The following is a 21,607-nucleotide window of genomic DNA, read 5'->3' on the forward strand; positions in this document are numbered from 1 at the left end:
CTAGAGCAAAGCAGCCGGACGTAAACCGCCCGATGGGCGCCAGTCAGCCGCCGAGGACGCCCAGCCGGTCTTTCACCTTTTCCGGCGCGGGGATGAAGGCGATGAACGCGGCGCAGAGACCTGCCCACAGGGCATAGCTGACCCCGACCAGGATGGCGACCGGCAGGCCGGCGACACCGTAGATCAGGAGAGTCGTTTCGGTCGCGCCCACCCCCTGGCCGAGACTGCCCGACTGGACCCAGCCATAGACCATCATGGCCAGGGCCAGCACGGTCTGGGCGGCGGCGGCCAGCAGACCGCCGTAGAGCATGAAGCGCCAGACCACGCCGAGGCGTGAGGCCGGACGGCCGCGACGGTCGCGCTCGCGGCGAATCGACCACAAGCCGGTCGGCACGGCGAACAGGCCGATGAACAGGACGGTCAACCGCCAGTCGATCTCGCGACCCGGGATCCAGTTCTGCGGAGGCCATGCCAGCAGGGTGAGGATCAGCGGCGGCCACATGATGCCGGTCAGGGCGGCCAGCGGAATCGCACTGCGGGTCCGGCGCCAGACGACCGGCGTCTGTCCCGGCAGATCGGCGGGCGTGTCGAAACGGGCCATCAGCGGGTCGGGACCGGAATGTCGCCGGAATAGTCGTAGAAGCCCCGCCCCGATTTGCGTCCCAGCCAGCCGGCCTCGACGTATTTCACCAGCAGGGGACAGGGGCGGTATTTGCTGTCGGCCAGGCCGTCGTAAAGCACGTTCATGATGGCCAGGACGACGTCCAGACCCATGAAATCGGCCAGCTCCAGCGGCCCCATCGGATGGTTGGCGCCCAGCTTCAGCGCCTTGTCGATGGAGGCGACGTTGCCGACGCCTTCGTACAGGACATAGATCGCCTCGTTGATCATCGGCACCAGAATGCGGTTGACGATGAAGGCGGGGAAATCCTCGGCATTGGTCGTGGTCTTGCCCAGGCTCTCGGCAAAGGCGACGGCGGCGTCATAGGTCGCGGCCGAGGTGGCGATGCCGCGGATGATCTCCACCAGCTTCATGACCGGGGCCGGCTTCATGAAATGCAGGCCGATGAACCGGTCCGGCCGGTCCGTCGCCGACGCCAGCCGGGTGATCGAGATCGACGAGGTGTTGGAAGCCAGAAGCGTGTTCGCGCCGAGGTGAGGGACAAGTTCGGCGAAAACGGCCTTCTTGGTGGCCTCGTCCTCGACGGCGGCCTCGATGACCAGATCCGCCTTGCCGGCCTCGGCCAGGGTCGAGACGCCGGAAATATTGGCCAGAGCCGCATCGGCCTGGGCCTGGGTGACCGCGCCGCGCTCGACAGAGCGGGCGAGAGAGGCGCCGATGACGCCGATCGCCACGGGCAGCCGGTCGGCGGCCAGGTCGTACAGCCGCACCTGATATCCGCCCAGGGCCACGGCGTGGGCGATGCCGACGCCCATCTGCCCGGCGCCGATCACGGCGACTGATTTGATCGTGGAGGTCATGAAGTCGTGGTCAGAAGCGGCGTCTCGCCCGGGCGAGCGCACCTTAAGAGCGTCCGGGCGCGGCGCAAGGCTGGAATGACGCGGTGCGGCGCCCGAACCCTAACCGAGAACGGCGATGATCGGCCCGGCGGCCATGTTGTTGAAGGCGATCCGCGCGAAATTCAGCAGCAGCAGGACGACGATCGGCGAGATGTCGATGCCGCCCAGCGGCGGGATGATCCGGCGGAAGGGCTCCATCAACGGCCGGGTCACGGCGTCCAGGAAGTTCGCCAACTGGTTCACGAACCGGTTGCGGTGATTGATCACATCGAAGGCGAACAGCCAGCTGAGGATCGCCGAGCCGATGATGAACCATGTCATCAGGCTGATGATGGCGTTGATGAGCCAGACGATCGCCATTCCCATGCGGGGAACTCCTAAAGAAGGGGAAGGCCGCTTCTAGCCGTCGAGCGCTGGAAGGCCAAGGATTTGCGTGGTCGCAGGCTCCGATGCCGGAGAGATTGACACCGCGCCTCGCCCCCGCCTATGTCGCGCCCTCGCCTGTCACCCGGAAAACGGGGCCGTAGCTCAGTTGGTAGAGCGCGTCGTTCGCAATGACGAGGTCAGGGGTTCGACTCCCCTCGGCTCCACCAGGCGCAATTATTATCTCGCGTTTTCAAGGGTTAACGGCAGGCCTGCCCCGGCCGCAGGCTCACCGGCATCGGCGCTCGCGGTTCTGATAAGCGCTCGATAAGCAGCACTCAGGACGTGGGGGCGGCAGCCGCGCCGAGGACCCTCAGCATTACGTCTGCCATCAACAGGCGGACCTGGCGGGTATTCGGAAGTAGGTCGTCAAAGCCACCTTCGACATCGCCGGGATCAACGCGGTGAATACGGGCTGCCGGCCCTACCGCCAGATCTGAGGCTAGCTGTGCCACGGCACATCCCGCTCTGATCAGATATTTTTGGCGGGACGACAGGGGGCCCGGATCAAAGTGCGAGAAATCAGGATGAGTGATCAGTGGCTTCTCCCACGGCTGCAACGCATCAATCCAGCTGGCGATCTTTGGGTCGGAGAACGCGGCGACGTCCGGGTGGTGAGCGAAATGGTTTCGAATGGCTTTGAGCCTGCGCAAGTCCTGAGCAGTGGAGTCTCGGATCCAGTACAGCAACTGCAACATCATCAGGCGGTTACTGGCCGTGCCGAGAGGCCCGTTGGGGCCAGCCACGCTCTTGCCGTCGCCCCACACATCCGGGTTCAGGTTAGCCTTCAGCCCGCCAAGCATCAGGTCCTCCGCCAAAGCAAAGAGCAGGATGGCCGCCGATCGGTCTGTCTCGCTCTCAGCAGCTAGAAGGACCCGCGCCAACTGGTCAGCGGCGAGAGCGCTAGCGCTCACTCTCTCCCTCGCCGCTGAGACTTCAGCGCCATAGATCGCTTGCGCGACCTGCTCACGAGTGGGCGCCATGCCTATCCCTTCGATGTTCGGGGCGAACTGTGATCTGTTGCTTTGACCATCGCAACCGCCGCCGACCCCGGGAGGGTAGTGGCCACCGCGCGCGCCAGATCGGCCCAGCAGGTGAAGGGTTCACGAGCCTCTGGGTCCTTCCCGGGGGTCGCTTCCGTATACGGCAACTCTAGGCCTGGGCGTTCGAAAATCAGGGAAATCTGCGAGCATGGTCCGGATCGCGCACGGGTCTGGCGGCTTGGCGCACGCATCCTCTTGATCCGTGCGGAAATGTTCGCGGTTGGGTTCGGGTGTTTCTCTATGCCTGCTCGATCGATGCGCCGAGCTCGGTAAACGCACGGTCGCCGCACGGATCGGTGGGAACACTGGGAACACTGGGAACCGATGAAGCTGGGCGAGCCGTGGCCGGCCATGACGGTTCCCACTTTGCTCTCTTTCTACTGGGAACTGACTGGGAACTCAGAGACCCCAATTTTTCGCGCAAAGGTGTCGCCCTCCCCCACTTCTCGGCTGCAAATATATGACTGGATGCACACAGGCGACAGCAGTAGGCGGGCGGTGTTACCCTGTGCGCATGCTTGATTCCCGCCTAATAACGTCGACGGAAGACTTCGATGACGTGCGACCGCATGGCGGTTCCCGAGCCGGGACTTCCGAGGGATCTATTTCGAACGTAGCTGTCTTAGCGCCGAAGGTAGAGCGGCGCACGCCGTGCGCTTCCGGCGACCGGGTCGGCGACCGGTCAGCGTTCACCGTTCACGACGATGATCTGGCCGGCGGGGCAGGCTTTGCCGAAATGAGGCTGCCTACTAGCGACGGCCTCTGGCAGACGTTCCACGGGAAAGTGCTGCGGATCCCCGATGTCGGTGAAGGCGCCCCAATGCCAGGCGTTGAAGAGAGCTGGCTTAGTGAGGTCGGAGTTTCGCCCTGGTCGAAGGTCGGGGTCCACGATCGTCAGCCTGGGAGGAAAAGGTACAATCCGAGACAGTATCTCCTCGAGGACCGTCACGGCCGGACGGTGGTCGACGCGGAAGGCCCGGATGCTGAGTGGCGAGCGGAGGATCTTGAGCAGGCGGCCGAAAGTGCCCTGACAGAACTAGGCCTGAACAGGGGGTGCGCCCGCCGGTTCCTCATATGTGAGAACGGCCTGTGGCTGATGTGGGCCGATCGTGGGGCGATCGTCGACGTCGATCGCGCCATAGACGGAGGCTTTTGGTACCTCAGCCAGGATCGGCCCCAGTTCACCGATCTGCCTCTCGAATTCCAAGACGCGGTTGGCGGCCCGCTCGGCAAAATCGCCTGGGCGCTCAGGGCGCATCGCTACTTGGAAGTTCGCCAAATCGAGGCGTCGGCAGGAGTGGCGGAACGGCGGGTGGAAGAGATCGTGCGCCTGGCGGCTGCTGACCCAACGCGCGCCACCAGATACCTGCTCAGTCTCACGAGCTCGGCTCTCGATCGCGGAGTTTTGCACGGCAGATTCATGGGCGCAGTCCAGGCGGCCGACGTCGTCAATCGCGACACGCGGGCTGCCGGGGTCGGCGCCAACGCCGAGAGATCCAAGGCCAAAGAACGGAGGCTGGAGATTCTTTCGGACTTCATTTCGCAGCTGGGAAGCGAAGGGGCAGGCCTCTCCGACATGGCGATCGCGAAACTGGTCCACGCCGCATACGACAATGATCACCCCATCACTCATGGCCTAGATCTTCGCAAGGAAGAGCCGTCCAGGCCGACTGAAACGGCAAAAGATATCGCGATCGTGCGGAAGCGGCTGAGGGATGCTCGGACGACCTAGCGTCGCCCGACGACCGCATCGATCAAGGCCGCCATTTTCCTCGCGCAAGTGAGGAAATAGCCATGAATGTAACGCTCCAACTCGATCGAGAGCCCGTCCAGTTCGATCTGTCAGGCGCGGTAGCCGGCGTGAGCGTCAGCATCCGCCGCTTGAACCCGATGGCCCTGACCGCAGCCCAGACTGCCGTTCAGCAGACCATGTCGAACAGCGAGGAATTGCTGATTGTTCTGGCTCGGAACCGACTGCTGCCTGAGGGAGGTGAGACCGTCTGGCGCTCTCTGCCGGAAACCGATCTCGAGGCCTATCTCGAAGCGATGGTGGGGATCAGCAACTGGCTGTCGGCGGTCGAGCTGGGTGTGCGCGCGCTCTCCGACTGGGCCGGCTTTCATGACGATCAGGGGAAAGCGCATCCCATGACGCGGCTGGTCATCGAAGCCGCGATGCTCATTCCGGATTTCCAGGAACAGGTTCTGGCGCGGATCGATGAATGCCTTGCCGTTCGCCTTCGGGGCGCCGCGCAATGAACGACAACGCAGGAGGGCGCGGCGGCGTCGGCATCCGTCTCTACACGACCGGCGGCGAGGTTGTCCGCCGGACCTTCGACCAGGTCGGCGATTCCGGGAAACGGATGTGGGCCCAGATCGCGACCGGGGAGCGGTCCGCGAACCCGGCGATGCGTGCGTTGAGCGCTGCTTCGAATGATGTCCAGGCAGGGTTCACGGGCATGGCGGGACGCGTCGGCCCTGCCGGCAATGCACTATCTGCATTTGGCGTGGCCGGGGTCGCGGCGGCGGCTGCTCTCGGAGCCGTGGCTATAGCGGGCGCCAATCTCCGCGAGTCGGTGAAGTGGGCGGCCGATCTGACCGACGCCGCTGATCGCATCGGCATCACAACCGAGGCGCTGCAAACGCTGCGCTACTCGGCGGATGAGACCGGCGTGCCGATCGATGGCCTTGAAACGTCGCTGCAGAAACTGAACGGCACCTTGGGGGCCATGCGGACTGGCCTCGGCGACGCAAGGGTCAAAGGGGCCTTTGCCGAGCTCGGCATCTCGAGCGATGACCTCGAAGGCCTGACCAACGCGAGCCAACTTCTGCCGCTCATCGCGGACCGGATCAGCAAAGTCGGTGACCAGGCATCACGGGTCCAGATCCTGAAGAAGCTCCAGATAGAGCAGCTTGAGCCCCTGCTCCGTGGAGGAGCTGCGGGGCTGGCAGAGATGTCTGGCGAAGCGTCCAATCTTGGAGCGGTGCTGAACGATAGCGTCGTGAAGGGTCTGGACGAGGCCGATCGGGCCCTTGAGCGCAATCAGCAGCTGATCGACGCGAACGTGCGGCAGATGCAATCTTCCATGGCGCCGTTCTTCGTCTGGGCGTCCGGCGAGCTGGCGAAACTCTCTCGCGGAATCGTCGACTTCTTCAGCGGCCTGAACAAGGTCGAAGACCGGAACGACCGGGTGCTCGCGACACGAAGTGAGAGTCTGCAGCGCAGCGTTACCCGCTCTCGGCAGCAGGCCGAGCGAGGCATCCCCATGTCTCAGGTTGCGCTCGGATGGGAACGCGAACTGGCCGAGGTGAATGCTGAGATCGCTTCGCGCGCTCGCGAGCGCATCGCCCGGCAGACTGCGATAGTCGCGCCCGCGTCAGAGCCGCCAGACCGCCCCCCTGTGGTGCGAGCAGGTGGAGGCGGGACGGTACGGTCGCCTGACGTCTCGGCCGATCGCGCCGCCGCCGAGGCCGAGCGGACGCGTCAGGCACTCGATCGCGAGGAGTTCACCGCAAGACGGACGGCCATTCAACTCCGGTGGGGTGGTGACACGCCCGAGGAACAGGCGCGCCTTGCCACCGAGCTCCTCGCTCTCGACGTCGAGGACCGGGACGCGAAGAGAGCTCAGCTCCTCGCCGATCTTGTGAGGACGGGCCTGACGGAGGAAGCGGCTCGAGCGGAGATGGCCGGCTTGGTCGCGCTGGATGCGGAGGCCGACAACGCAGAACGCCGAAAAGTTGCCAATGAACACCGGACGGCGATCGCGGAGCGTCAGCTCGCGGCGGAAGAGACGGTGGCACGCGACGCGATCGGCAACCTCGAAGTTCAGGGTCAGATGGCCCGGACGGAAGCTGAACGCTACGAAATCGGTCGGAAGATCCTGGAGGCCGAGCAGCTGCTCGAGCTCAAGATCCTCGACGCCGCCAATCGAGCGGACAAGATCGTCACCAAGGAGGAGCGCGACCACTATCAGGCCGTGCTTGAGCGCCAGGCCCTCGAGCGCACGGCGGGCGTCGTCGCCGAAGAGGACCGGATCCGCGACATCTTTAAGCAAGCCGGTCGCGATCTGGTTGGGGCCATCGAAGACGGCAACGTCGGTGAGTACATCGGAGACAAGCTGAAGGCTCGCCTCCTGGACGGCGCACTGGAATCCCTGTTCTCATTGATGAGTCGCGGGACCCGACCGGGGAGCGACTCCCTGATTGGAAAGGGCCTCGACTTCCTCAGCAGCACGTTCCTCAAGGGCTTCGCAAATGGCGGCTATGTCAGCGGTCCTGGAGGGCCACGCGAGGACAGAATCCCTGCCATGCTCAGCGCTGGCGAGTACGTGGTCAATGCGGCCAGCGCGAAGACGGCCGGGCCGCTGCTTGATCGGATCAACTTCGGTGGCCCAATGAGCCCCCGCGAACGCTTCGCCCTGCAGATGACGCCGGAGCGCGGCCCCCCCGAGCTGAGGATAAAGCGATGACTGTCGTGAACTGGTGGCTTCAACCCAATGCGGTCGTGATCGTCACCGATACGCTGATGACGGATGAACACGGCACGCCGGCGGCATTCGTCCAGAAGGCCCATCCGATCCCGCATCTGGACGCTGTGATCAGCGGTCGAGGTGACGCGTCGCTGATCGCAGCTTGGGCGGCCTATGCCGCGACCCGGGTCATCGCGAGGGATTTCGACGTGTTGAGCGAGATCGCGCCAGCGATGATCCGGAACCTTCGAGACGACGGGGCTCGGCAGGATCCTGCTCCCTCGGGATCGACGTCGATCTTCATGTGGGGATGGAGTCCAAGATCAGGCCGCTTCATGGGTTATGCCTACCGGTCCGGGTCGTCCTTCATCCCCGAGCTGCTTGAAGACGGCGTGATGTGTGCGCCTGGGTTCGAGGACCCATGCGAGGACATTCACGCAGCGCTGCACGGCGAAAACGTGCCCCGCGCACTTATCGACGCCCTTCGTCAGCAGTACCTCGAGTGTCGCCGGAATCCCGACAAGGCTGGCCGAAACAACTGCGGCGGCGATGCTATGGTGACTTCCCTTTTGCGGTCGGACGACGGCGCAGTGCAGACCCTGTCCACCCGAGTGTTGCGCTTCGCCGCCTACGGAACTGATTATGATGCGGCGCTGACTTTGGCGGGTCTGTAGCGGCGCACGCCGTGCGCCGCTGAGAAAACTCGCGTTTCCGCAGGCTCCCTCTTGTGCACGTTATGTTCCACCCCACCTTGACCGTAAGGAAGGTGGTGGAATGGACGAGGCACAACTTCGAGATAGGATCGACAGCCAAGCAGCGCAGCTCGGTGTCGATGCCCTGTTCTCTGAAAAAGGCCATTACGCAGACGCGCGAGCCTGGCGCTTCTGGCACCGCGGCCTAGGCCTTCCGTCTGCCGCGCTGGCGGCCATCGCCGGCGGCGCCTTCCTGTCTGAATTGTTCCTGCCGATCGTCCCGGCGATGATCGCTTTCAGCTCAGCCATCCTGACCGGGGTGTCATCCTTCCTTGAGCCGGAACAAAAGGCCGCCCGCCATCATCAGACCGGTGTCGCCTATGGAGCGCTGCGGCGACGTATCCGCCATTTCGTACAGGTGCAGTGCAAACGTGACGATCTGAGCGTCGCTCAATTGAGCGACGGCCTCGACCTCCTCACCCGAGACATCAACACCCTGCACGCCGACGCCCCGCCGATCTCCAGGGGCGGGTTTCAGAACGCGGGTAAGCAGATCAAGGCGGGCACGGCGGATTACACGCCCGCCGAACTAGCTGCTGCCGTTGGCCGTCGTGCAGGACAGGTCTGAGCAATGGAGCTGTCAGCCACCTTCAGCGACTTCCTCAAAGACACGGTGAACCTGAACGCCACTCGCATTCAGCAGCTCGAAGACAGCGTCGACGCGATCAAGAAGTTCGTCCGCCAATGCGACTGGGGACCTGTCGTTCTCGGTTTCGACGAGCAGGGGTCTTGGGCTCATGACACGATCATCAGGCCGGTCGACAAGGGCGAATTTGACGCCGACCTACTGGTCCGCGTGGAGCCGGTTGATGGGTGGACGGCCAAGGATTACATCACCGAGCTGAAGCGAGCCTTCAAGTCGAGCTCTACCTACAAGCGCAAGGTGAAAGCGCACGACTACTGCGTCACGATCACCTATGCGAACGACAAGAAGATCGACGTAGCGCCTCTCGTCGTCGGCAGGCAGACCGCTGGGGAACTTGAGGTCTGCAATAGGAAGACGAACGAGTTCGAACGATCCGAACCGGAGCAGTACACCGACTGGCTTATCGAGCAGAACGGCTACTCCGGTGGAAATTCGTTCCGCAAGGTCACCCGCTTGATCAAGTACCTTCGGGATATCAAGACCCGGTTCGTTTGCCCTTCCGTATTGCTGACCACCCTCCTCGCTTCGCAGATCGCGGCGGATGACAAGGACACCGACGAATTCAAGAACGTGCCCTGCACCTTGAAGACGGTCATGGGGCGACTCGATGACTGGCTCCAGGACCACGCGGCGAAGCCCGAAGTCTGCAACCCCTTCCTTCCCTCGGAGGATTTTGCAGCGAGTTGGACCGATGCCCAGTATGCGAGCTTCCGAAACAGCATCAGCAAGTATCGCGGCTGGATCGACCAGGCGTTTGCCGAGCCGGATCGCGACAAGAGTGTGGAGGCTTGGCGAAAGCTGTTCGGCGAGGCGTTCGCGCCTTCAGTCGTGGTTGCCAAAGCCGCTGTAGACGAAGGCCGCTTCGCTTTGGCTGAACCCTTAGCCAAGGCCGCCAATGCGATCAGCGACCTGGTCGCGGCCGTGAGAGTTTTCGGCGCGCGTGCAATCCCTAAAAACTACGCGCATCTTCCTCATATGACGGCACCGACGTGGGCGGAGCGCGACGATGTCGATTCCGAAGTCATCATCACCGCCACCGTCGGCGGCGGCAGACATCACATGACCTCAAGGCCCGTGGCCTCCGGCCAGATTCTGCACGCAGGTCCATCGATTTACTTCGAGGCACTCCAGCCAGATGGCCGGTCGCTCGGACCGGAATACCGTGTTGAATGGCGGATCACGAACGCACCGGGATCTCCGCAACCTCGAGGCGGCTTCTATCCAGCCGACAACGCCCACGCTCGCGTCGAGCAGCTCCAGTATCGCGGGGTGCACGTTGCAGAGGTGTTCGTCGTTCGTCGATCTGACTCAGTCCTCGCCGGCATCAGCGACCCGTTCTACGTCGCTATCGACTGACGAGGTCGTCAGATTAGGGTTCAAAGGAGAGGACATTTTCGCTGCCGGCGGCCTCGGCCTTGGCCCACCTGACCTCTGCTGCAACGAAGTCGCGGTGTTCCTCTGCCGTACCCTTCAGAATTGCGCTTCTAAGGATGCGCCCAGAGAGTGTGTTGAGTATAATCGACCCATCTTTGATTTCAGCTGATGTAACTTGCCGCTGGATGACCGCGACAAACAGATGTTTGGAAAACTCCAAGTGGACTGGGCTAATGATGGACTTCGTCTTTTCCACGATCGGATCGATCGGACCTTCCAATTGCATAGTGATCGTAGCTGATAAATCGCTGACGTACTTCTGATATTCGAGTATCTCAGAGCGTGCGTCGAGTACTGCTTGCAATGGAACCAATAACGAATTCGGAACTCGCTCTGGCGGCGCTAGGGACATGATATCATTGAACGCTGATCTCAGCGGCTTCCAATAAGCGCTTTGGCCCACGGCCTTTGGATCAGGGGTCATCTCCGCCGTCGTTAGGCGTGTGCCGTTGACCCAAAGCTCGACGACGACCGGTGCCTCGGACGCCCATGTCCGGAAAGCCAAATGTCTGTTGAGTTCGGTCACATCAAGCGGTTGGTCCAATGGCATCTCCCACGTGAAGTTCGCTTCGCCAGAGATCCCGAGCAGAATTTCGAATGGTCCAGCGCTCACGCGTAGCCGCTGCTCTTCCTCCGGCAGCCAAGGCATGCCTGGAGAGAACAGGTCCCCCGCCCATGAAACTTCGCCAGCCCCGCTCTGAGGACGGATCACAACCAACGCCTTGGCGACCGGTTTCACTTCGATGAGCATGGTGCCCGGGCCTGAGATGCCGAGATCGACATCAATTCCGAACCGATGATCGGCCACAGAGATTGCGGACACCGGCACGCTTTTTTTCAATCCGAGAACCATGTCTACCAGGTCGCGGACGGTCACGCCTTCGGCAAGCGTGACGGATCCGGACGCTGCAGGGCCGGACTCATATCCCACCGCCTTCGCGATGGTCCGTTTTTGCTCAGAATACCCTGCGCCGACGTCGGACAGGTGGTCCAGCATCCGAGAGACCACGTCTTGATCAAATCGATCCACTGGTCGAAATTTGAACCGGTGCTTGATCCGATTTAGTCGGTCTCCGTCGACATGAGCTCGCCTCGCGCTGCGAAGTGCTCGGCCAATTTCGGCTGTCCAGAACGGCTGCATATAGATCGCTGGAGCGGCCCTCCGGTCCGAGCCGTACGACATGAAAACCAGGAAGCAGGGCTGGTCATCTTGAGCGAAGCGGACCGCGTTCGACAGTTTCATGTCGCAAGCATCGCGGTGGGCCGCTGAGCTTTTCACCTGGACGAAACAGCGCTTGGGTGAAGGTCTGAGATCAGCGGGAACCTGCGTCGATCCCGGCTGGAATTCTACAATGAAATCCCAACCATTCTGATCATCAGTAACCCGATTGCAGATGGCGCCATGCAGGCTGCACAGCCTCTCAAATTCCAATTCGGCGAGCTTCGTGTAACGGGCGGGATCACGTGTCAAAGCGGGAAGCCGGCGCAGACGAGTCCGGTCCCGGAAGCCGATAATCGGATCATTCGTTTGGTTCCGGTCCGAAGAAAACGTCCGGCCTGCGGATCGTCCGATCAGTCGTCCACGCAAGCAGGTCTTTCAGTGCTTCGTCTTGGGACCGGGCTAGCTCAGCGCGAGAGGCTGCATCGGTCAGCGGAATGGCTTCGATATGCTGTCTCAGGCTCTCGGCCCAGAGTGAGCGCGGCACATCCTTCAGGTGGTTTGGGTCGGTGGCGCTACGATTGAGCTCCTGGAGCTTCCGGTGTTCGGCTGTGAAGCCCTCGTTGTCCCTTATGGGCGACCCAAACCGCTGAGAAATTTCCTTCCGGACTTCATCTGCGCGGGCCCAGACAAACTTCGTTATGGCGCGGGTCACGGGTGCCGCGAGATCCCAGGCAATCAATCTGTCGATCTCGTCTCGCATGTTTCCAAACTCTGACTGCGGTACGCCGGCCGCCTTCAGCGCGGTTTCCACATCGGACGCCAATGCAAGTTGCTCTCGGCGATCAAAGCCGGCCATCATCCGGCCCATTCGCGGAGCGGATCTGAGCATGGCGCCCGAGAGGATTTTCAACAGCGCCCGGGTCTGGGTGATCAGCTCCGCCGCCTCCTCCTGTTTGCTCTCCCAGAGTTCCGCCTCGAAGCCGAGCCCCTTGATGTGCTTGAACCGCGACAGCTGCACGAAGGCGAGCAGCAAAAGGCCTAAACCAGCCAACAGGGTCCCAGCGGGCACGCGGTCGTGCAGTCCCAGCCAGATCGAACTGAGCAATGAGACAAGTGCGACCGCCGCGAGGACAAAGCGCCCGAATGCCTGCAAGTTTCTGGTGAGGCTCACTATCGAATCCCTCGCAACAGGTTTGTCCAAGATGGCACGCTGCGGCGATTCGTAGTCTGGGCCTCGCACGCCGGTGTTGGCCAATGTGCCGGAACCCTTCGGACCAGGTCCGGACGCGGCCCGGCCCACGTCCGCGATCGGTTGAAGGAGGTCAAAGTCTGAGGCCGAAACAGGATCTACCGAGCCAGAAACGAACATGCCGCTGTCGGCCAGACGAACAGGCCATGTTGATCAGGTTGTCACGAGGCTGTTGCCAAACCTGACTAGCAGTGCCTTCATCGATTTGAGCTCTTTGCCTCCGTAGGTTCAGTGCTCAAGCCGGCTTCGGCCGGAAAGCCGCCGGGGGGTTAGGGCCCTCCGGCGGCGCCCTTTTATCCGGCGACCATCACGCGCAGGAAGATCCGGGCAAGGATCTCGAACAGCTCGTCCAGCCAAGGCGGCAGACGGTTTCTCTTGGATGCGCTCATGGCGCTACCTCCGTAGGTTCAGCGACCCTGGCCGGCATTAGCCAGAGGCGAAACAGGGTTAGGGCCCTGCACGCACACACGGGTCTGGACCCCCATCAATAAGTAGAAGAGACAGTTGCGTGACACTGGTGTGACGGTCGCCGGGGGTGACCCCGGCGCCACACCTCGCTTAAATAATCGCCCGCTTCATTTTGCCGAGCCCACGGCCGTTTGAGCGGTTTTGCCCGGGCTAGCGGTCCGAATTCTCTAAGTACAGATTTTTCTCGACTTCCGTCTACAACGCTCCCTCCCGGAGCGCACCGACCAGGTCGCCGATCCAGCACGTCGCGGGCACTTGCCTGTCCGTACCCGTGGCGCTCAGGATCGCGGCGTTCGCTTGATGTCCCCAACGCCCGTCCGGGTGAACCCTTGGCTAGACTTTTGCCCAAGTTCGATGTCCTCCCGTCGATCCTGTGAGAACTGTTCCGCGGCGATCATTCGCGCTAGCGCTCGGGCCAAAGCCAAGGCGGCCTCCGGAGGAGGCGGGTCATCAGCACTCGCCGTTGTGGCTTCGACCTCATCGCCCATCATCAGCTCCGGTGATTCTCAACGCCAGCGCACGATGTGCGCCGCAAATCCTTGCCCCATAACGAAGAACCCCCGGCCTTGCGGCTCGGGGGCTTCTCGTTCAGCATGCACGCGGGTGTGACAGCCCGGATCAGTGATAGGCGAAGATTCCGTTTGGCGACGGGATCTCGTTGAAGGCGAGCCCTTGGCAGGGCTTGCGAGGCGGACGCGCTTGGCGGCGCGACCGAACCTTGGCCTTTATGGCCGGGGGCGGCGCGCCATGTCCAGAGGGATTCATCCCTTAAAAGCACGTCGAGTGGTCTCACTGACCTACTGTCACCCCCCGGCTTTCGGCCCGATGCCGAAGCGGCTGTGACAGGCCAACAGTGAGAAAAACATGACCCCTCACCATACGGGCGCCGCCATGCGCGAGCCCTTCCCCTATGTGATCGATCCCGGTCACCGAGCTCCCCTGCCCGCCGGTCTGCCGGCGGAACTCTGGGAGCTGTACGCAAACGGCTTCCAGACCTTCGACGCCGAGCCCGGGGATCACATCCTCGGCCGCGACCTGGCCGTGGACGGCTTCGACCCCAACCAATGGATCCGCGAGCTCGAGGCCGCCGGCGGCGGTGTCTGGTTCAGCATGGCGCTTTCGATGTCGCCCGACGGCGATCTCCTGACGGCCATCCCGGTCTGGCTGCAGCTGCGAGAGCCGGCCGACGCCGAGGCGCGCCGGGCCGCAATCTTCCGGGCCATGGTGCTGCGTGAGGCCGTGCGGATCCTCCGAGGCGATGATGCGATCGGCCCTCGCCCAGCGGTGGTGTCATGATGGCACGTGCCCTCGTTCCGTCTCTCGACGACCCGTCCGGGACCTTCCCAACGCCCGATGAACCGGCGCACGCCGTGCGCCGGGCCCTGGCGGCGATCGAGGAGACACTCACCACGGCTGAGGCTTCTGATCGGCCGATCGATGTGCTCGCGCTTCACCGGATCGCAGACGATCTCGCTCGATTTTGCGCTCAAAGGTCCGTCGAAGCATCTAGCGCGGATCTCGCGGTCACACGCCGCCTTGCCGCCGGGCTGGACAACCTCGAGCTGGTCCAGATCGGCCTGCAGCTCGATCGTCTGTTTCCCGAACTGATGCGCCGCATCGGCGTCCAGGGAGACCGAATCGAGGCGGCACACAACGCGGCGCATCGTGAGTATCCGGATTGGAATGTGCTGCGGATCCCTGATCGTTTTGCGGTCTTGCGCCGACACGAGGACACGCAAGGCGTCCATGCGCCGGACGTCGATCCGGAAGTCACCAGCTTCCGGATCATCGCCTTGTCCGACCGGGCCTCGGCGCTGCGGGCGACGTCGATGGCGGCGCTTCGCACCAAGGCCAGGCTGGTCAGTTGGCGGGACGGACCGTTCAAGGACATGTCAGTGTTGTCCTCGTTGCTCGCGGATCTAGGCGGTGACGGGGCCGACGAAGCGGCCGACGCCTCACCTTCCTGATCGCGTCCATGCGGCGCGGTCGTCGGCGCACCTAGCGTCTCCCGACGACCGCGCCCGCGTGGCGCAGCCAAGTTCCTCCGTGCCCGCGAATCGACGCCGGTGCACTCCGGAGATCATCCATGTCTGACATTCCCCCGAAACTGCTCACGTCGCAGGAGGCGGCAGATGTTCTGAACGTCTCCAACTCCTGGATGGCGCAGAGCCGGCTAACCGGCAAAGGGCCGAGCTTTATATGCGTCGGCGCCCGCCGGCTCTACTCGCCGGACGACCTCTCGGCCTGGATGGCGTCGAAGCGCCGTCGGTCGACGTCACAGATCTCGGTCGAAGCGGGAGCTTCGCAATGAGCCGTGCGAGCGTATCGGCCGCCGACGACAGCCTGGTGGATGCGGCACTGGCGGCGCGAGACGCGGCTGCTCAGGATCTCGCTCAGTTGCAACGGCGCAGCACTGAAGCGGACGCGGCGCTCGTCGCCGCCGAACGGGATGCGAGCTCCGCCGGTCTCGCGATGGCCCGGACCTCCGACGAGACGTCTGAGGCCGCTTACGTCGACGCTATCGGTCGCGTGGATCGCGCGCGGACGGTGGCCGCCGGCATTGCCGAGACCCTTATCCCCGACGCCGAGATTGCGCTCGAGGCGGCGGAGGCGGCCGTTCGCGAGGCACAGCGCACGGCGTGCGCCGATGAAGCCGCCGCCTTGGGCGAGATCGTCGCCGGGCGCTTGGCAGAAGAGTATCCGGTGATCGTCGTGCAACTCGAGGCGTTGAAGTCTGCCGTCGCCGAGGCGGAGGTCATTGTGGCCGCCGCCAACCGAAACCTTCCGGCGGGCCGGGATCCTCTGCCGGGGATCGAGTCCCGGGTGCGCGATGTCCTGGGCCAGGCCGGTGGCATTGTGGAACGCGAGGTCGTCAGCGTCTGGTGCTACGCAGGCACCTGTTCTCCCGTCTCTCCCGATCGAGTGAGCGAAATCGTCCGCGCTCGCCGGGCCCGGCGGGATGAGCAAAGCGACAGGCATGTTCTGCCGTCGCGGTCTCGTCTCAACTCCGGCAGGGGCAATCATCCTGCGTCAGGACATTTCCGGGTCACCGACGGACATCCCGTTGAGCTTCGCCGCCTCGTCCAGGTCACCCTGGAGGAACGGATACACACGACCACATGGGCGCGCTTGAAAGATGCCCGTCTTCCGACACTTCGCCCGGAGGTCGCGGCCCCAAGGCGCTGGACGGAACTGCGGGAGCTGGCCGAGCACCGCGACCTGGCGGCTACGCAATGACGTCCGTGCGGCTCTACAAAGAACCGGTCGAGAGATGGGCCTTCGTCAAGAACGGACAGCCTGCCCTCGCCAGCAAGCGTGGTTGGGTCGCAGAGCTGCCGGACGGAACGCACCGATACCGCGTGGCGCGGTCCGGCGTCGGCCCTGATGTGGACGAGCCAATAGAGATCCGGCCGTTTCTGCGCATCGTATCCTTTCGCGTGGTCGATAACGGCAGGCATCGTCCAAAATTGTGCAGGCAGTCGAGGCTCGTTCCTCTGTGAACAGCCGCGTCGATTTTTCCCGGGTCAACGCGATAGCGCTCCGCAACAGCGACGCGGTGCTGCGAGGTCTGCTGCCGGACGGCAAGCGCGACGGGCAGGAGTGGGTCGCCCGAAACCCACACCGAAACGACCGCCACCTCGGCAGCTTCAAGGTCAACCTCGAGACGGGGAAGTGGGGAGACTTCGCTGCCGGCGATCGCGGCGGCGACCTGGTGAGCCTCGCCGCCTTCGTGGCCCGCACGTCGCAACGAGACGCCTGCATACGCCTGGCCGAGAGCCTCGGCGTCAATCCATTTGAGTGAGGCCATGAGACCCCGAGAAACCTTCACGCCAGCGCAGAGCCGCGCCGCTCGAGGACTGCTCGACTGGACGACGGCGGAGCTGTCGAAACGCTCTGGCATCGACCGTCATCGGATCGAATCCTTCGAGCAGGATGATGAGGAGCTCGAGCTGTACGCCCACGCCGCCATCGGCCGCTCTTTCGCCAAGGCCGGCGTGATCGCGAAACATGGGCGACTGGCCGGTGATGGCGTCCGATTTCGCCAGCCGCCCAGCGCCCGCGACGGTTGGGCCCTGGCCGCCCTGTCAGATTTTTTGACCGCCGATGATGCGGACGAGGCGTGATGAGCGGTTCCGATGACACGGATCCTTTCGCCCGGATCACGCCTGACGCCATTGATGGTGACGAGGGCGCCAAACCGGCGAAAGATCACGGCGAACTGATCGCCCCGGTACCGGGTGAGGCTCCCGCTCTCCCCGACACATGGCGAGGGCCCGGAGATGTTCTCGCGAAATGGCCGTATCGGGACGCCGCCGGCCGGATCCTTCGATGGACACTCCGTTTCGCCAGGCCGGACGGCGAGAAGGATATTCGCCCTGCCACGTTGTGGCGTGCGACTGACGGCAAGCTGAAGTGGCGGTTCGCTGCAGGCGGCGATGGTCGACCACTGTATGGTCTCGATCGGCTGGCCGCTCACCCCGACGCTCCCGTCCTGATCGTCGAAGGCGAGAAGACGTCGGATGCGGCCCAGGCGCGCTTCCCCGCTTTCGTCGCCATGACCTGGCCGGGCGGCAGCAACGCCGTCTCAAAGGCCGATATGGCTCCCCTGATCGGCAGGACGATCGTCGTCTGGCCGGATGCGGACGAAGCCGGCCGCAAGGCCGCCGAAGCCATCCGGAGAGCAGCCACGTCGGCGGGAGCGCACGCCGTGCGCCTCGTCGAGCTGCCCAGCGGCTTGCCCAAAGGCTGGGATCTCGCAGATGACTGGCCGCCGTTCCTGGATGAAGTGCAGGCCTCAGCCTTGCTGGATGCTGCCCTGCAGGCGTGTCGGTCGGAGACAGTCGTGCCTTGGGGATACCGGGGCGATGCGACGGGCTGGTACTGGGCCCCGCCGGGCGACAGCAAGGGAGGCGACGGCCCGCCCCCGCCCATGTGGTTGAGTTCGCCCTTCCAGCTCGCTGCGTCGGCTCGCGACGAGGATGGCCTCGACTGGTCGCTCGTGCTGGATTTCCGGGATCCGGACGGCCGGACAAAGCGGGAGATCATCGGCAAATCAGAGTTGGCCGGGGACGCGACCGACGTGCGCCGGCGGTTGATGGGAGCGGGTCTGCAGCTCGCTACAAACCGGGCCGCGCGTGAGCGTCTCCAGTCGTTGTTGGGGGCCATGATCTCGCCGGCCCGGGCTCGGCTCGTTTCATCGACGGGATGGAAGGGCGAGATCTACGTTCTGCCTCACCGGTCGATCGGCGCGATGGCGAGCACGGAAACCGTCATCTTCCGCGGGCGATCGGGCGGGACCTACCACGGGGAGGCGGGATCCTATGGCGCGTGGAGAGCCGAGGTCGCCGCACCTATGTCCGGGAACGCGATCGGGCTCTTCGCCATGTCGGCGGCATTCGCCGGCCCGCTGATGCGCCCTCTGCACGCCGAAGGCGGAGGCTTCCACTTCCGGGGTGGATCATCGACCGCGAAGACTACGGTCCTACGTGTCGCCGGCAGCGTGTGCGGCGGCGGCGGTCCGATCGGCTTCCTGCAATCTTGGCGGAACACCGACAACGCGCTCGAGGCGGTCGCCTTAGCCCATAACGACGGCATGCTCGCGCTGGACGAGCTCCGTGCGCTCTCACCTGAAGCCGCCGGGGCCGCCGCCTATGCGCTCGCGACGGGTGCGACCAAGGGGCGTCTCAGGGCTGATGCGGAGCTAAGAGCCCGGCCGTCGTGGCGGGTCATGATCCTTTCCACGGGGGAGCTCTCGCTCTCGGACCTGATCAGCCTGACCCGCAGCAAGGACAAGACCTACGCAGGGCAGGAGCTCAGGCTCATCGACATCGCCGTCGACATGGAGGCGCCCGGTACAGGCGGGAAGTCGATGGGCGCATGGGAAACGATTCACGGGGCCGTGTCGCCGGCCGCCTTCTCGGACACCGTCAAGGAGGCCAGCGCGAAGCACTATGGCCATGCGCTGCCGATCTTCCTCGAGCGCTACCTGACCCGCAAAGCCGAGATGCTCGCGGCGGCCGAGCAGATCCAGGCGGACTTCCTCGCCGACGTCCTGAGACCGGGAGACCATGGGCAGGCGCACCGGGCGGCGCAACGGTTCGCGGTCGTTGCGGCGGCCGGCGAGCTAGCGGCTCTGATGGATGTGGTTCCTTGGGGGCCCGGCGAGGCGGCGAAAGCGGCGGCAACGCTGTTCGGACGCTGGGCGAAGACGTTTGGGCGGGAGACGCAACGAGAGGACCGTGAGGCTATCCAGCGCGTGCGGGCATTCATCGAGCGGTTTGAGTCCTCGCGATTCCGGCTGCTGAAAGAGGGATCGGAAACCGACCCGGTCGTTGCCGAAGGCGAGGACTGCCTCTCGAAGCAGAGGGACGGTGAGGCGCGGTCTCTCGATTCCGCCGGTTGGAAGGGCTTCCACGCGGGTCGGGGTCTCGTCTTCCACTTCAACACTGAGTTTATGAAGAGCGAAGTGTTTGGCGGCATGAGCGCCCATGCCGCGCTGCTCGCCATCAGGGCCGCCGGCTACCTGATCTCCAATGGGGAAGCGACCCGCCTGACGAACAAGATCTCCGTGCCCGGTGTGGGGAAGCGCAACGTCTACAGCATCCTGGGCACGTTGATGGACGACGAGGACTTCACCGATGAAGCTTGAGGCGTCACTTGGTGACCTTTGGCGGCGTTACCGGCCGGAGGACCTGGCCCAAGTCTCCGACGATGATATCGCCCGCACGCTGGACTGGTCGGAACGGGTCGCGGTCGTCCAGTGCGATGGCATGCTTGGATCCGAAGCCGCCGAGGCATTGGCCAGCGAGCAACTCGGCTACGTCCCGTCCGTGCTGGCTCGCACCGCCGCCAAAGCGCTTTTCTCCAGTTCCCAGTGTTCACACCCGGGAACCGCTGGCGACAAAACCGGGAACCAAAAACGCTGAAGGCTTTCCGAGGGTTGTGCCGAAAGTTCCCATGTTCCCAGTGTTCCCACCCGATTTGACAGACCCACGCGAACGCAGCTCGCTATGCGCGGCGTTCGGCCAGATTGGTGACGTTTGACGGCGCCGGCTGACCGGACACGATTTCCTCAACGCGATCGGCCCAAGAGAGCAATGCGGCACGTCGGTCTGGGCGATACTCGTGACGCTGATAGACACCGACCAAACCTCCCTGCGCACCCGATACGTGGTTTAGGATCCGCTCGATGACGTGAGGCGCGACGCCCATTCCGGCCATGCCGGTCGCCGCCGTCCTGCGGAGGTCATGCAGACGCCATGTCGCGGCGCTTGGCAGGGGCGGCTGGTTGGCGTCGATTGGCAGAAGAGCGCCAGCCTCCCGGACCCGTCGGTTGAGCTGGCGCTTCGTCGCTGAGAAGCCGGTCGCGGCCGCCTCGAGGCCACGCCCCGGGAACAGATGCGGCCCAGTTCGCGGAACGGACTTGATCACCGCAAGCGCCTGGCGACTGAGGTCCACCTCATGAGCACGACCGTTCTTCGTGCGCTCGCCTGGCAGTCGCCAGACCGCTGCCTCAAGGTCGAGCTCGCTCCAGAGCATGCCGGCAACCTCGCCCCGGCGCTGCCCGGTCAATAGCAGTAGCTTCACGATCTGCCCGAAGGTCCCGCTCAAACGATCGGCTCCCAGCCACGCCAGACGAAGCTCATCATCCGTCAGCACGCGCTCGCGCGGTTTGGGCCGGGTAGGCGCGCGGAATCCGTCGCACGGCGACCTTTCGATGAGATCCCGCTCGAGACACCAGCTGAAGAAGGGGCGGACCACGGCGAACGTCGAGCGCGCGATCGAGGGAGAGCGAAGGCTGAGCTTGTCGATCAGGTCGGCGACGTCAGAACGGCGAACGTCCCCGATGTGTCGATCGCCCCACTCGGCCGAGGGTCCGCGTCGAAGCAGACGCGAAGTCTCCACGACAGATCGGCTCTGGCTGCCTCGGAGCTCGATGTAGCGATCGACGACGGCTCGAACGGTGTCACGCTCTCGACCGACGGTCTGCAGAATGGCCTCGGCCTGAGTGGCGCGGGCGGCTTCACGATCGGCGAAAGGATCCTGTGTCAGATCCACTTTGGCGAGTAGCTGCCGAGCCTCCGCCCTGGCCTGATCCACCGTCCAGGGCCTGCCGTGATAGCCGATCACGACGCGCCGGGTCTTTGAGCCGCCTGAGGGCATCTTTGCGCGATACTGAATGAGGTAGATGCGCGCGCCAGCCGGCGTTACACGGACCCCGAACCGTCCGAGCACCGAGTCCCATAGATAGATGTCGCGCTCTCCTGGCTGAATAGCTTCAATCGTCGTCTTGGAAAGCTTCGAGACCGCCACTGAAGATACCCTGTCCGTCTGATAAGCGCTCGATAAGCAGCACGCGTGAAACCCTGTGATACCTTGTGATCCTCCGTCAACTAACATAGTCAATGAGGCTGGGGATGTTGAACGCCTGTGCATCCCTGAC

General features: G+C 63.9%; 21 protein-coding genes and 1 tRNA gene. 15 read left to right on the forward strand and 7 right to left on the reverse strand.

The window, feature by feature from the left end:
• Positions 1-43: 43 nt before the first annotated feature.
• The 3 genes from RMO01_RS07410 to RMO01_RS07420 form a co-directional block, all read right to left on the reverse strand.
• Complete coding sequence (locus RMO01_RS07410) at positions 44-601, reverse strand: phthalate transporter (RefSeq protein ID WP_309628404.1); 558 nt, start codon at positions 599-601, stop codon at positions 44-46.
• Complete coding sequence (locus RMO01_RS07415) at positions 601-1,482, reverse strand: 3-hydroxybutyryl-CoA dehydrogenase (protein WP_309628405.1); 882 nt, start codon at positions 1,480-1,482, stop codon at positions 601-603. Before RMO01_RS07415 ends, RMO01_RS07410 begins: the two co-directional genes overlap by 1 nt.
• Positions 1,483-1,581: 99 nt before the next feature.
• A complete protein-coding gene (locus RMO01_RS07420; RefSeq protein WP_309628406.1) occupies positions 1,582-1,887 on the reverse strand; it encodes a YggT family protein in 306 nt (101 codons plus the stop codon).
• Positions 1,888-2,038: 151 nt separating this feature from the next.
• On the opposite strand from RMO01_RS07420, the gene RMO01_RS07425 reads away from it, so the two are divergent.
• Positions 2,039-2,114 (forward strand) — tRNA-Ala (locus tag RMO01_RS07425).
• A gap of 108 nt (positions 2,115-2,222) precedes the next feature.
• Here RMO01_RS07425 and RMO01_RS07430 read toward each other — a convergent pair.
• Positions 2,223-2,927 (reverse strand): hypothetical protein, encoded by a 705-nt coding sequence (locus RMO01_RS07430; RefSeq protein WP_309628407.1) that lies wholly within the window; start codon positions 2,925-2,927, stop codon positions 2,223-2,225.
• Positions 2,928-3,501: 574 nt separating this feature from the next.
• Between RMO01_RS07430 and RMO01_RS07435 the strand changes: the two genes are divergently transcribed.
• The 6 genes from RMO01_RS07435 (at position 3,502) to RMO01_RS07460 (ending at position 10,207) form a co-directional block, all read left to right on the forward strand.
• Positions 3,502-4,719 (forward strand): hypothetical protein, encoded by a 1,218-nt coding sequence (locus tag RMO01_RS07435; RefSeq protein WP_309628408.1) that lies wholly within the window; start codon positions 3,502-3,504, stop codon positions 4,717-4,719.
• Positions 4,720-4,781: 62 nt separating this feature from the next.
• Positions 4,782-5,243: a hypothetical protein gene (locus RMO01_RS07440; RefSeq protein ID WP_309628409.1), complete on the forward strand. Its 462-nt coding sequence runs from the start codon at positions 4,782-4,784 to the stop codon at positions 5,241-5,243.
• Entirely contained in the window at positions 5,240-7,453 is a 2,214-nt protein-coding gene (locus RMO01_RS07445; RefSeq protein WP_309628410.1) for a hypothetical protein, read from the forward strand. The genes RMO01_RS07440 and RMO01_RS07445 overlap by 4 nt, the downstream gene beginning before the upstream one ends.
• Complete coding sequence (locus RMO01_RS07450) at positions 7,450-8,127, forward strand: hypothetical protein (protein ID WP_309628411.1); 678 nt, start codon at positions 7,450-7,452, stop codon at positions 8,125-8,127. The genes RMO01_RS07445 and RMO01_RS07450 overlap by 4 nt, the downstream gene beginning before the upstream one ends.
• Positions 8,128-8,227: 100 nt before the next feature.
• Positions 8,228-8,773, forward strand: a complete 546-nt coding sequence (locus RMO01_RS07455; RefSeq protein ID WP_309628412.1) for an SLATT domain-containing protein — start codon at positions 8,228-8,230, stop codon at positions 8,771-8,773.
• Positions 8,774-8,776: 3 nt separating this feature from the next.
• Positions 8,777-10,207 (forward strand): SMODS domain-containing nucleotidyltransferase, encoded by a 1,431-nt coding sequence (locus RMO01_RS07460; RefSeq protein ID WP_309628413.1) that lies wholly within the window; start codon positions 8,777-8,779, stop codon positions 10,205-10,207.
• 13 nt (positions 10,208-10,220) lie between these two features.
• Here the strand turns inward: RMO01_RS07460 and RMO01_RS07465 are convergent, their stop codons facing one another.
• Positions 10,221-11,756, reverse strand: a complete 1,536-nt coding sequence (locus tag RMO01_RS07465; RefSeq protein ID WP_309628414.1) for a hypothetical protein — start codon at positions 11,754-11,756, stop codon at positions 10,221-10,223.
• Between the two features lie 49 nt (positions 11,757-11,805).
• On the reverse strand, positions 11,806-12,618 hold the full coding sequence (locus RMO01_RS07470; protein ID WP_309628415.1) for a hypothetical protein: 813 nt from the start codon (positions 12,616-12,618) through the stop codon (positions 11,806-11,808).
• A gap of 1,410 nt (positions 12,619-14,028) precedes the next feature.
• On the opposite strand from RMO01_RS07470, the gene RMO01_RS07475 reads away from it, so the two are divergent.
• The 8 genes from RMO01_RS07475 (at position 14,029) to RMO01_RS07510 (ending at position 20,090) form a co-directional block, all read left to right on the forward strand.
• Positions 14,029-14,460: a hypothetical protein gene (locus RMO01_RS07475; protein ID WP_309628416.1), complete on the forward strand. Its 432-nt coding sequence runs from the start codon at positions 14,029-14,031 to the stop codon at positions 14,458-14,460.
• Between the two features lie 74 nt (positions 14,461-14,534).
• Complete coding sequence (locus RMO01_RS07480) at positions 14,535-15,131, forward strand: hypothetical protein (RefSeq protein ID WP_309628417.1); 597 nt, start codon at positions 14,535-14,537, stop codon at positions 15,129-15,131.
• A 119-nt stretch (positions 15,132-15,250) separates the two neighbouring features.
• Positions 15,251-15,475, forward strand: a complete 225-nt coding sequence (locus tag RMO01_RS07485; RefSeq protein WP_309628418.1) for a helix-turn-helix domain-containing protein — start codon at positions 15,251-15,253, stop codon at positions 15,473-15,475.
• Positions 15,472-16,401, forward strand: a complete 930-nt coding sequence (locus RMO01_RS07490) for a hypothetical protein (RefSeq protein WP_309628419.1) — start codon at positions 15,472-15,474, stop codon at positions 16,399-16,401. The genes RMO01_RS07485 and RMO01_RS07490 overlap by 4 nt, the downstream gene beginning before the upstream one ends.
• 259 nt (positions 16,402-16,660) lie before the next feature.
• Complete coding sequence (locus RMO01_RS07495) at positions 16,661-16,966, forward strand: hypothetical protein (protein WP_309628420.1); 306 nt, start codon at positions 16,661-16,663, stop codon at positions 16,964-16,966.
• A gap of 4 nt (positions 16,967-16,970) precedes the next feature.
• On the forward strand, positions 16,971-17,288 hold the full coding sequence (locus RMO01_RS07500; RefSeq protein WP_309628421.1) for a hypothetical protein: 318 nt from the start codon (positions 16,971-16,973) through the stop codon (positions 17,286-17,288).
• Positions 17,288-19,813, forward strand: a complete 2,526-nt coding sequence (locus RMO01_RS07505; RefSeq protein WP_309628422.1) for a DUF927 domain-containing protein — start codon at positions 17,288-17,290, stop codon at positions 19,811-19,813. Before RMO01_RS07500 ends, RMO01_RS07505 begins: the two co-directional genes overlap by 1 nt.
• A complete protein-coding gene (locus tag RMO01_RS07510) occupies positions 19,803-20,090 on the forward strand; it encodes a hypothetical protein (RefSeq protein WP_309628423.1) in 288 nt (95 codons plus the stop codon). The genes RMO01_RS07505 and RMO01_RS07510 overlap by 11 nt, the downstream gene beginning before the upstream one ends.
• Positions 20,091-20,172: 82 nt before the next feature.
• On the opposite strand, the gene RMO01_RS07515 is transcribed toward RMO01_RS07510, so the two are convergent.
• The gene (locus RMO01_RS07515; RefSeq protein WP_309628424.1) at positions 20,173-21,477 is read right to left on the reverse strand and encodes a tyrosine-type recombinase/integrase; all 1,305 of its coding nucleotides are present in this window, start codon (positions 21,475-21,477) and stop codon (positions 20,173-20,175) included.
• Between the last annotated feature and the right edge of the window lie 130 nt (positions 21,478-21,607).

The sequence above is a fragment of the Brevundimonas sp. genome (assembly GCF_031412435.1).
Taxonomy (GTDB): Bacteria; Pseudomonadota; Alphaproteobacteria; order Caulobacterales; family Caulobacteraceae; genus Brevundimonas.

Coding starts and splice junctions, on each gene's coding strand:
- RMO01_RS07410 (WP_309628404.1), bottom strand. CDS start 601: ATGGCCCGTTTCGACACGCCCGCCGATCTGCCGGGACAGACGCCGGTC.
- RMO01_RS07415 (WP_309628405.1), bottom strand. CDS start 1,482: ATGACCTCCACGATCAAATCAGTCGCCGTGATCGGCGCCGGGCAGATG.
- RMO01_RS07420 (WP_309628406.1), bottom strand. CDS start 1,887: ATGGGAATGGCGATCGTCTGGCTCATCAACGCCATCATCAGCCTGATG.
- RMO01_RS07430 (WP_309628407.1), bottom strand. CDS start 2,927: ATGGCGCCCACTCGTGAGCAGGTCGCGCAAGCGATCTATGGCGCTGAA.
- RMO01_RS07435 (WP_309628408.1), top strand. CDS start 3,502: ATGCTTGATTCCCGCCTAATAACGTCGACGGAAGACTTCGATGACGTG.
- RMO01_RS07440 (WP_309628409.1), top strand. CDS start 4,782: ATGAATGTAACGCTCCAACTCGATCGAGAGCCCGTCCAGTTCGATCTG.
- RMO01_RS07445 (WP_309628410.1), top strand. CDS start 5,240: ATGAACGACAACGCAGGAGGGCGCGGCGGCGTCGGCATCCGTCTCTAC.
- RMO01_RS07450 (WP_309628411.1), top strand. CDS start 7,450: ATGACTGTCGTGAACTGGTGGCTTCAACCCAATGCGGTCGTGATCGTC.
- RMO01_RS07455 (WP_309628412.1), top strand. CDS start 8,228: ATGGACGAGGCACAACTTCGAGATAGGATCGACAGCCAAGCAGCGCAG.
- RMO01_RS07460 (WP_309628413.1), top strand. CDS start 8,777: ATGGAGCTGTCAGCCACCTTCAGCGACTTCCTCAAAGACACGGTGAAC.
- RMO01_RS07475 (WP_309628416.1), top strand. CDS start 14,029: ATGACCCCTCACCATACGGGCGCCGCCATGCGCGAGCCCTTCCCCTAT.
- RMO01_RS07485 (WP_309628418.1), top strand. CDS start 15,251: ATGTCTGACATTCCCCCGAAACTGCTCACGTCGCAGGAGGCGGCAGAT.
- RMO01_RS07490 (WP_309628419.1), top strand. CDS start 15,472: ATGAGCCGTGCGAGCGTATCGGCCGCCGACGACAGCCTGGTGGATGCG.
- RMO01_RS07500 (WP_309628421.1), top strand. CDS start 16,971: ATGAGACCCCGAGAAACCTTCACGCCAGCGCAGAGCCGCGCCGCTCGA.
- RMO01_RS07505 (WP_309628422.1), top strand. CDS start 17,288: ATGAGCGGTTCCGATGACACGGATCCTTTCGCCCGGATCACGCCTGAC.
- RMO01_RS07510 (WP_309628423.1), top strand. CDS start 19,803: ATGAAGCTTGAGGCGTCACTTGGTGACCTTTGGCGGCGTTACCGGCCG.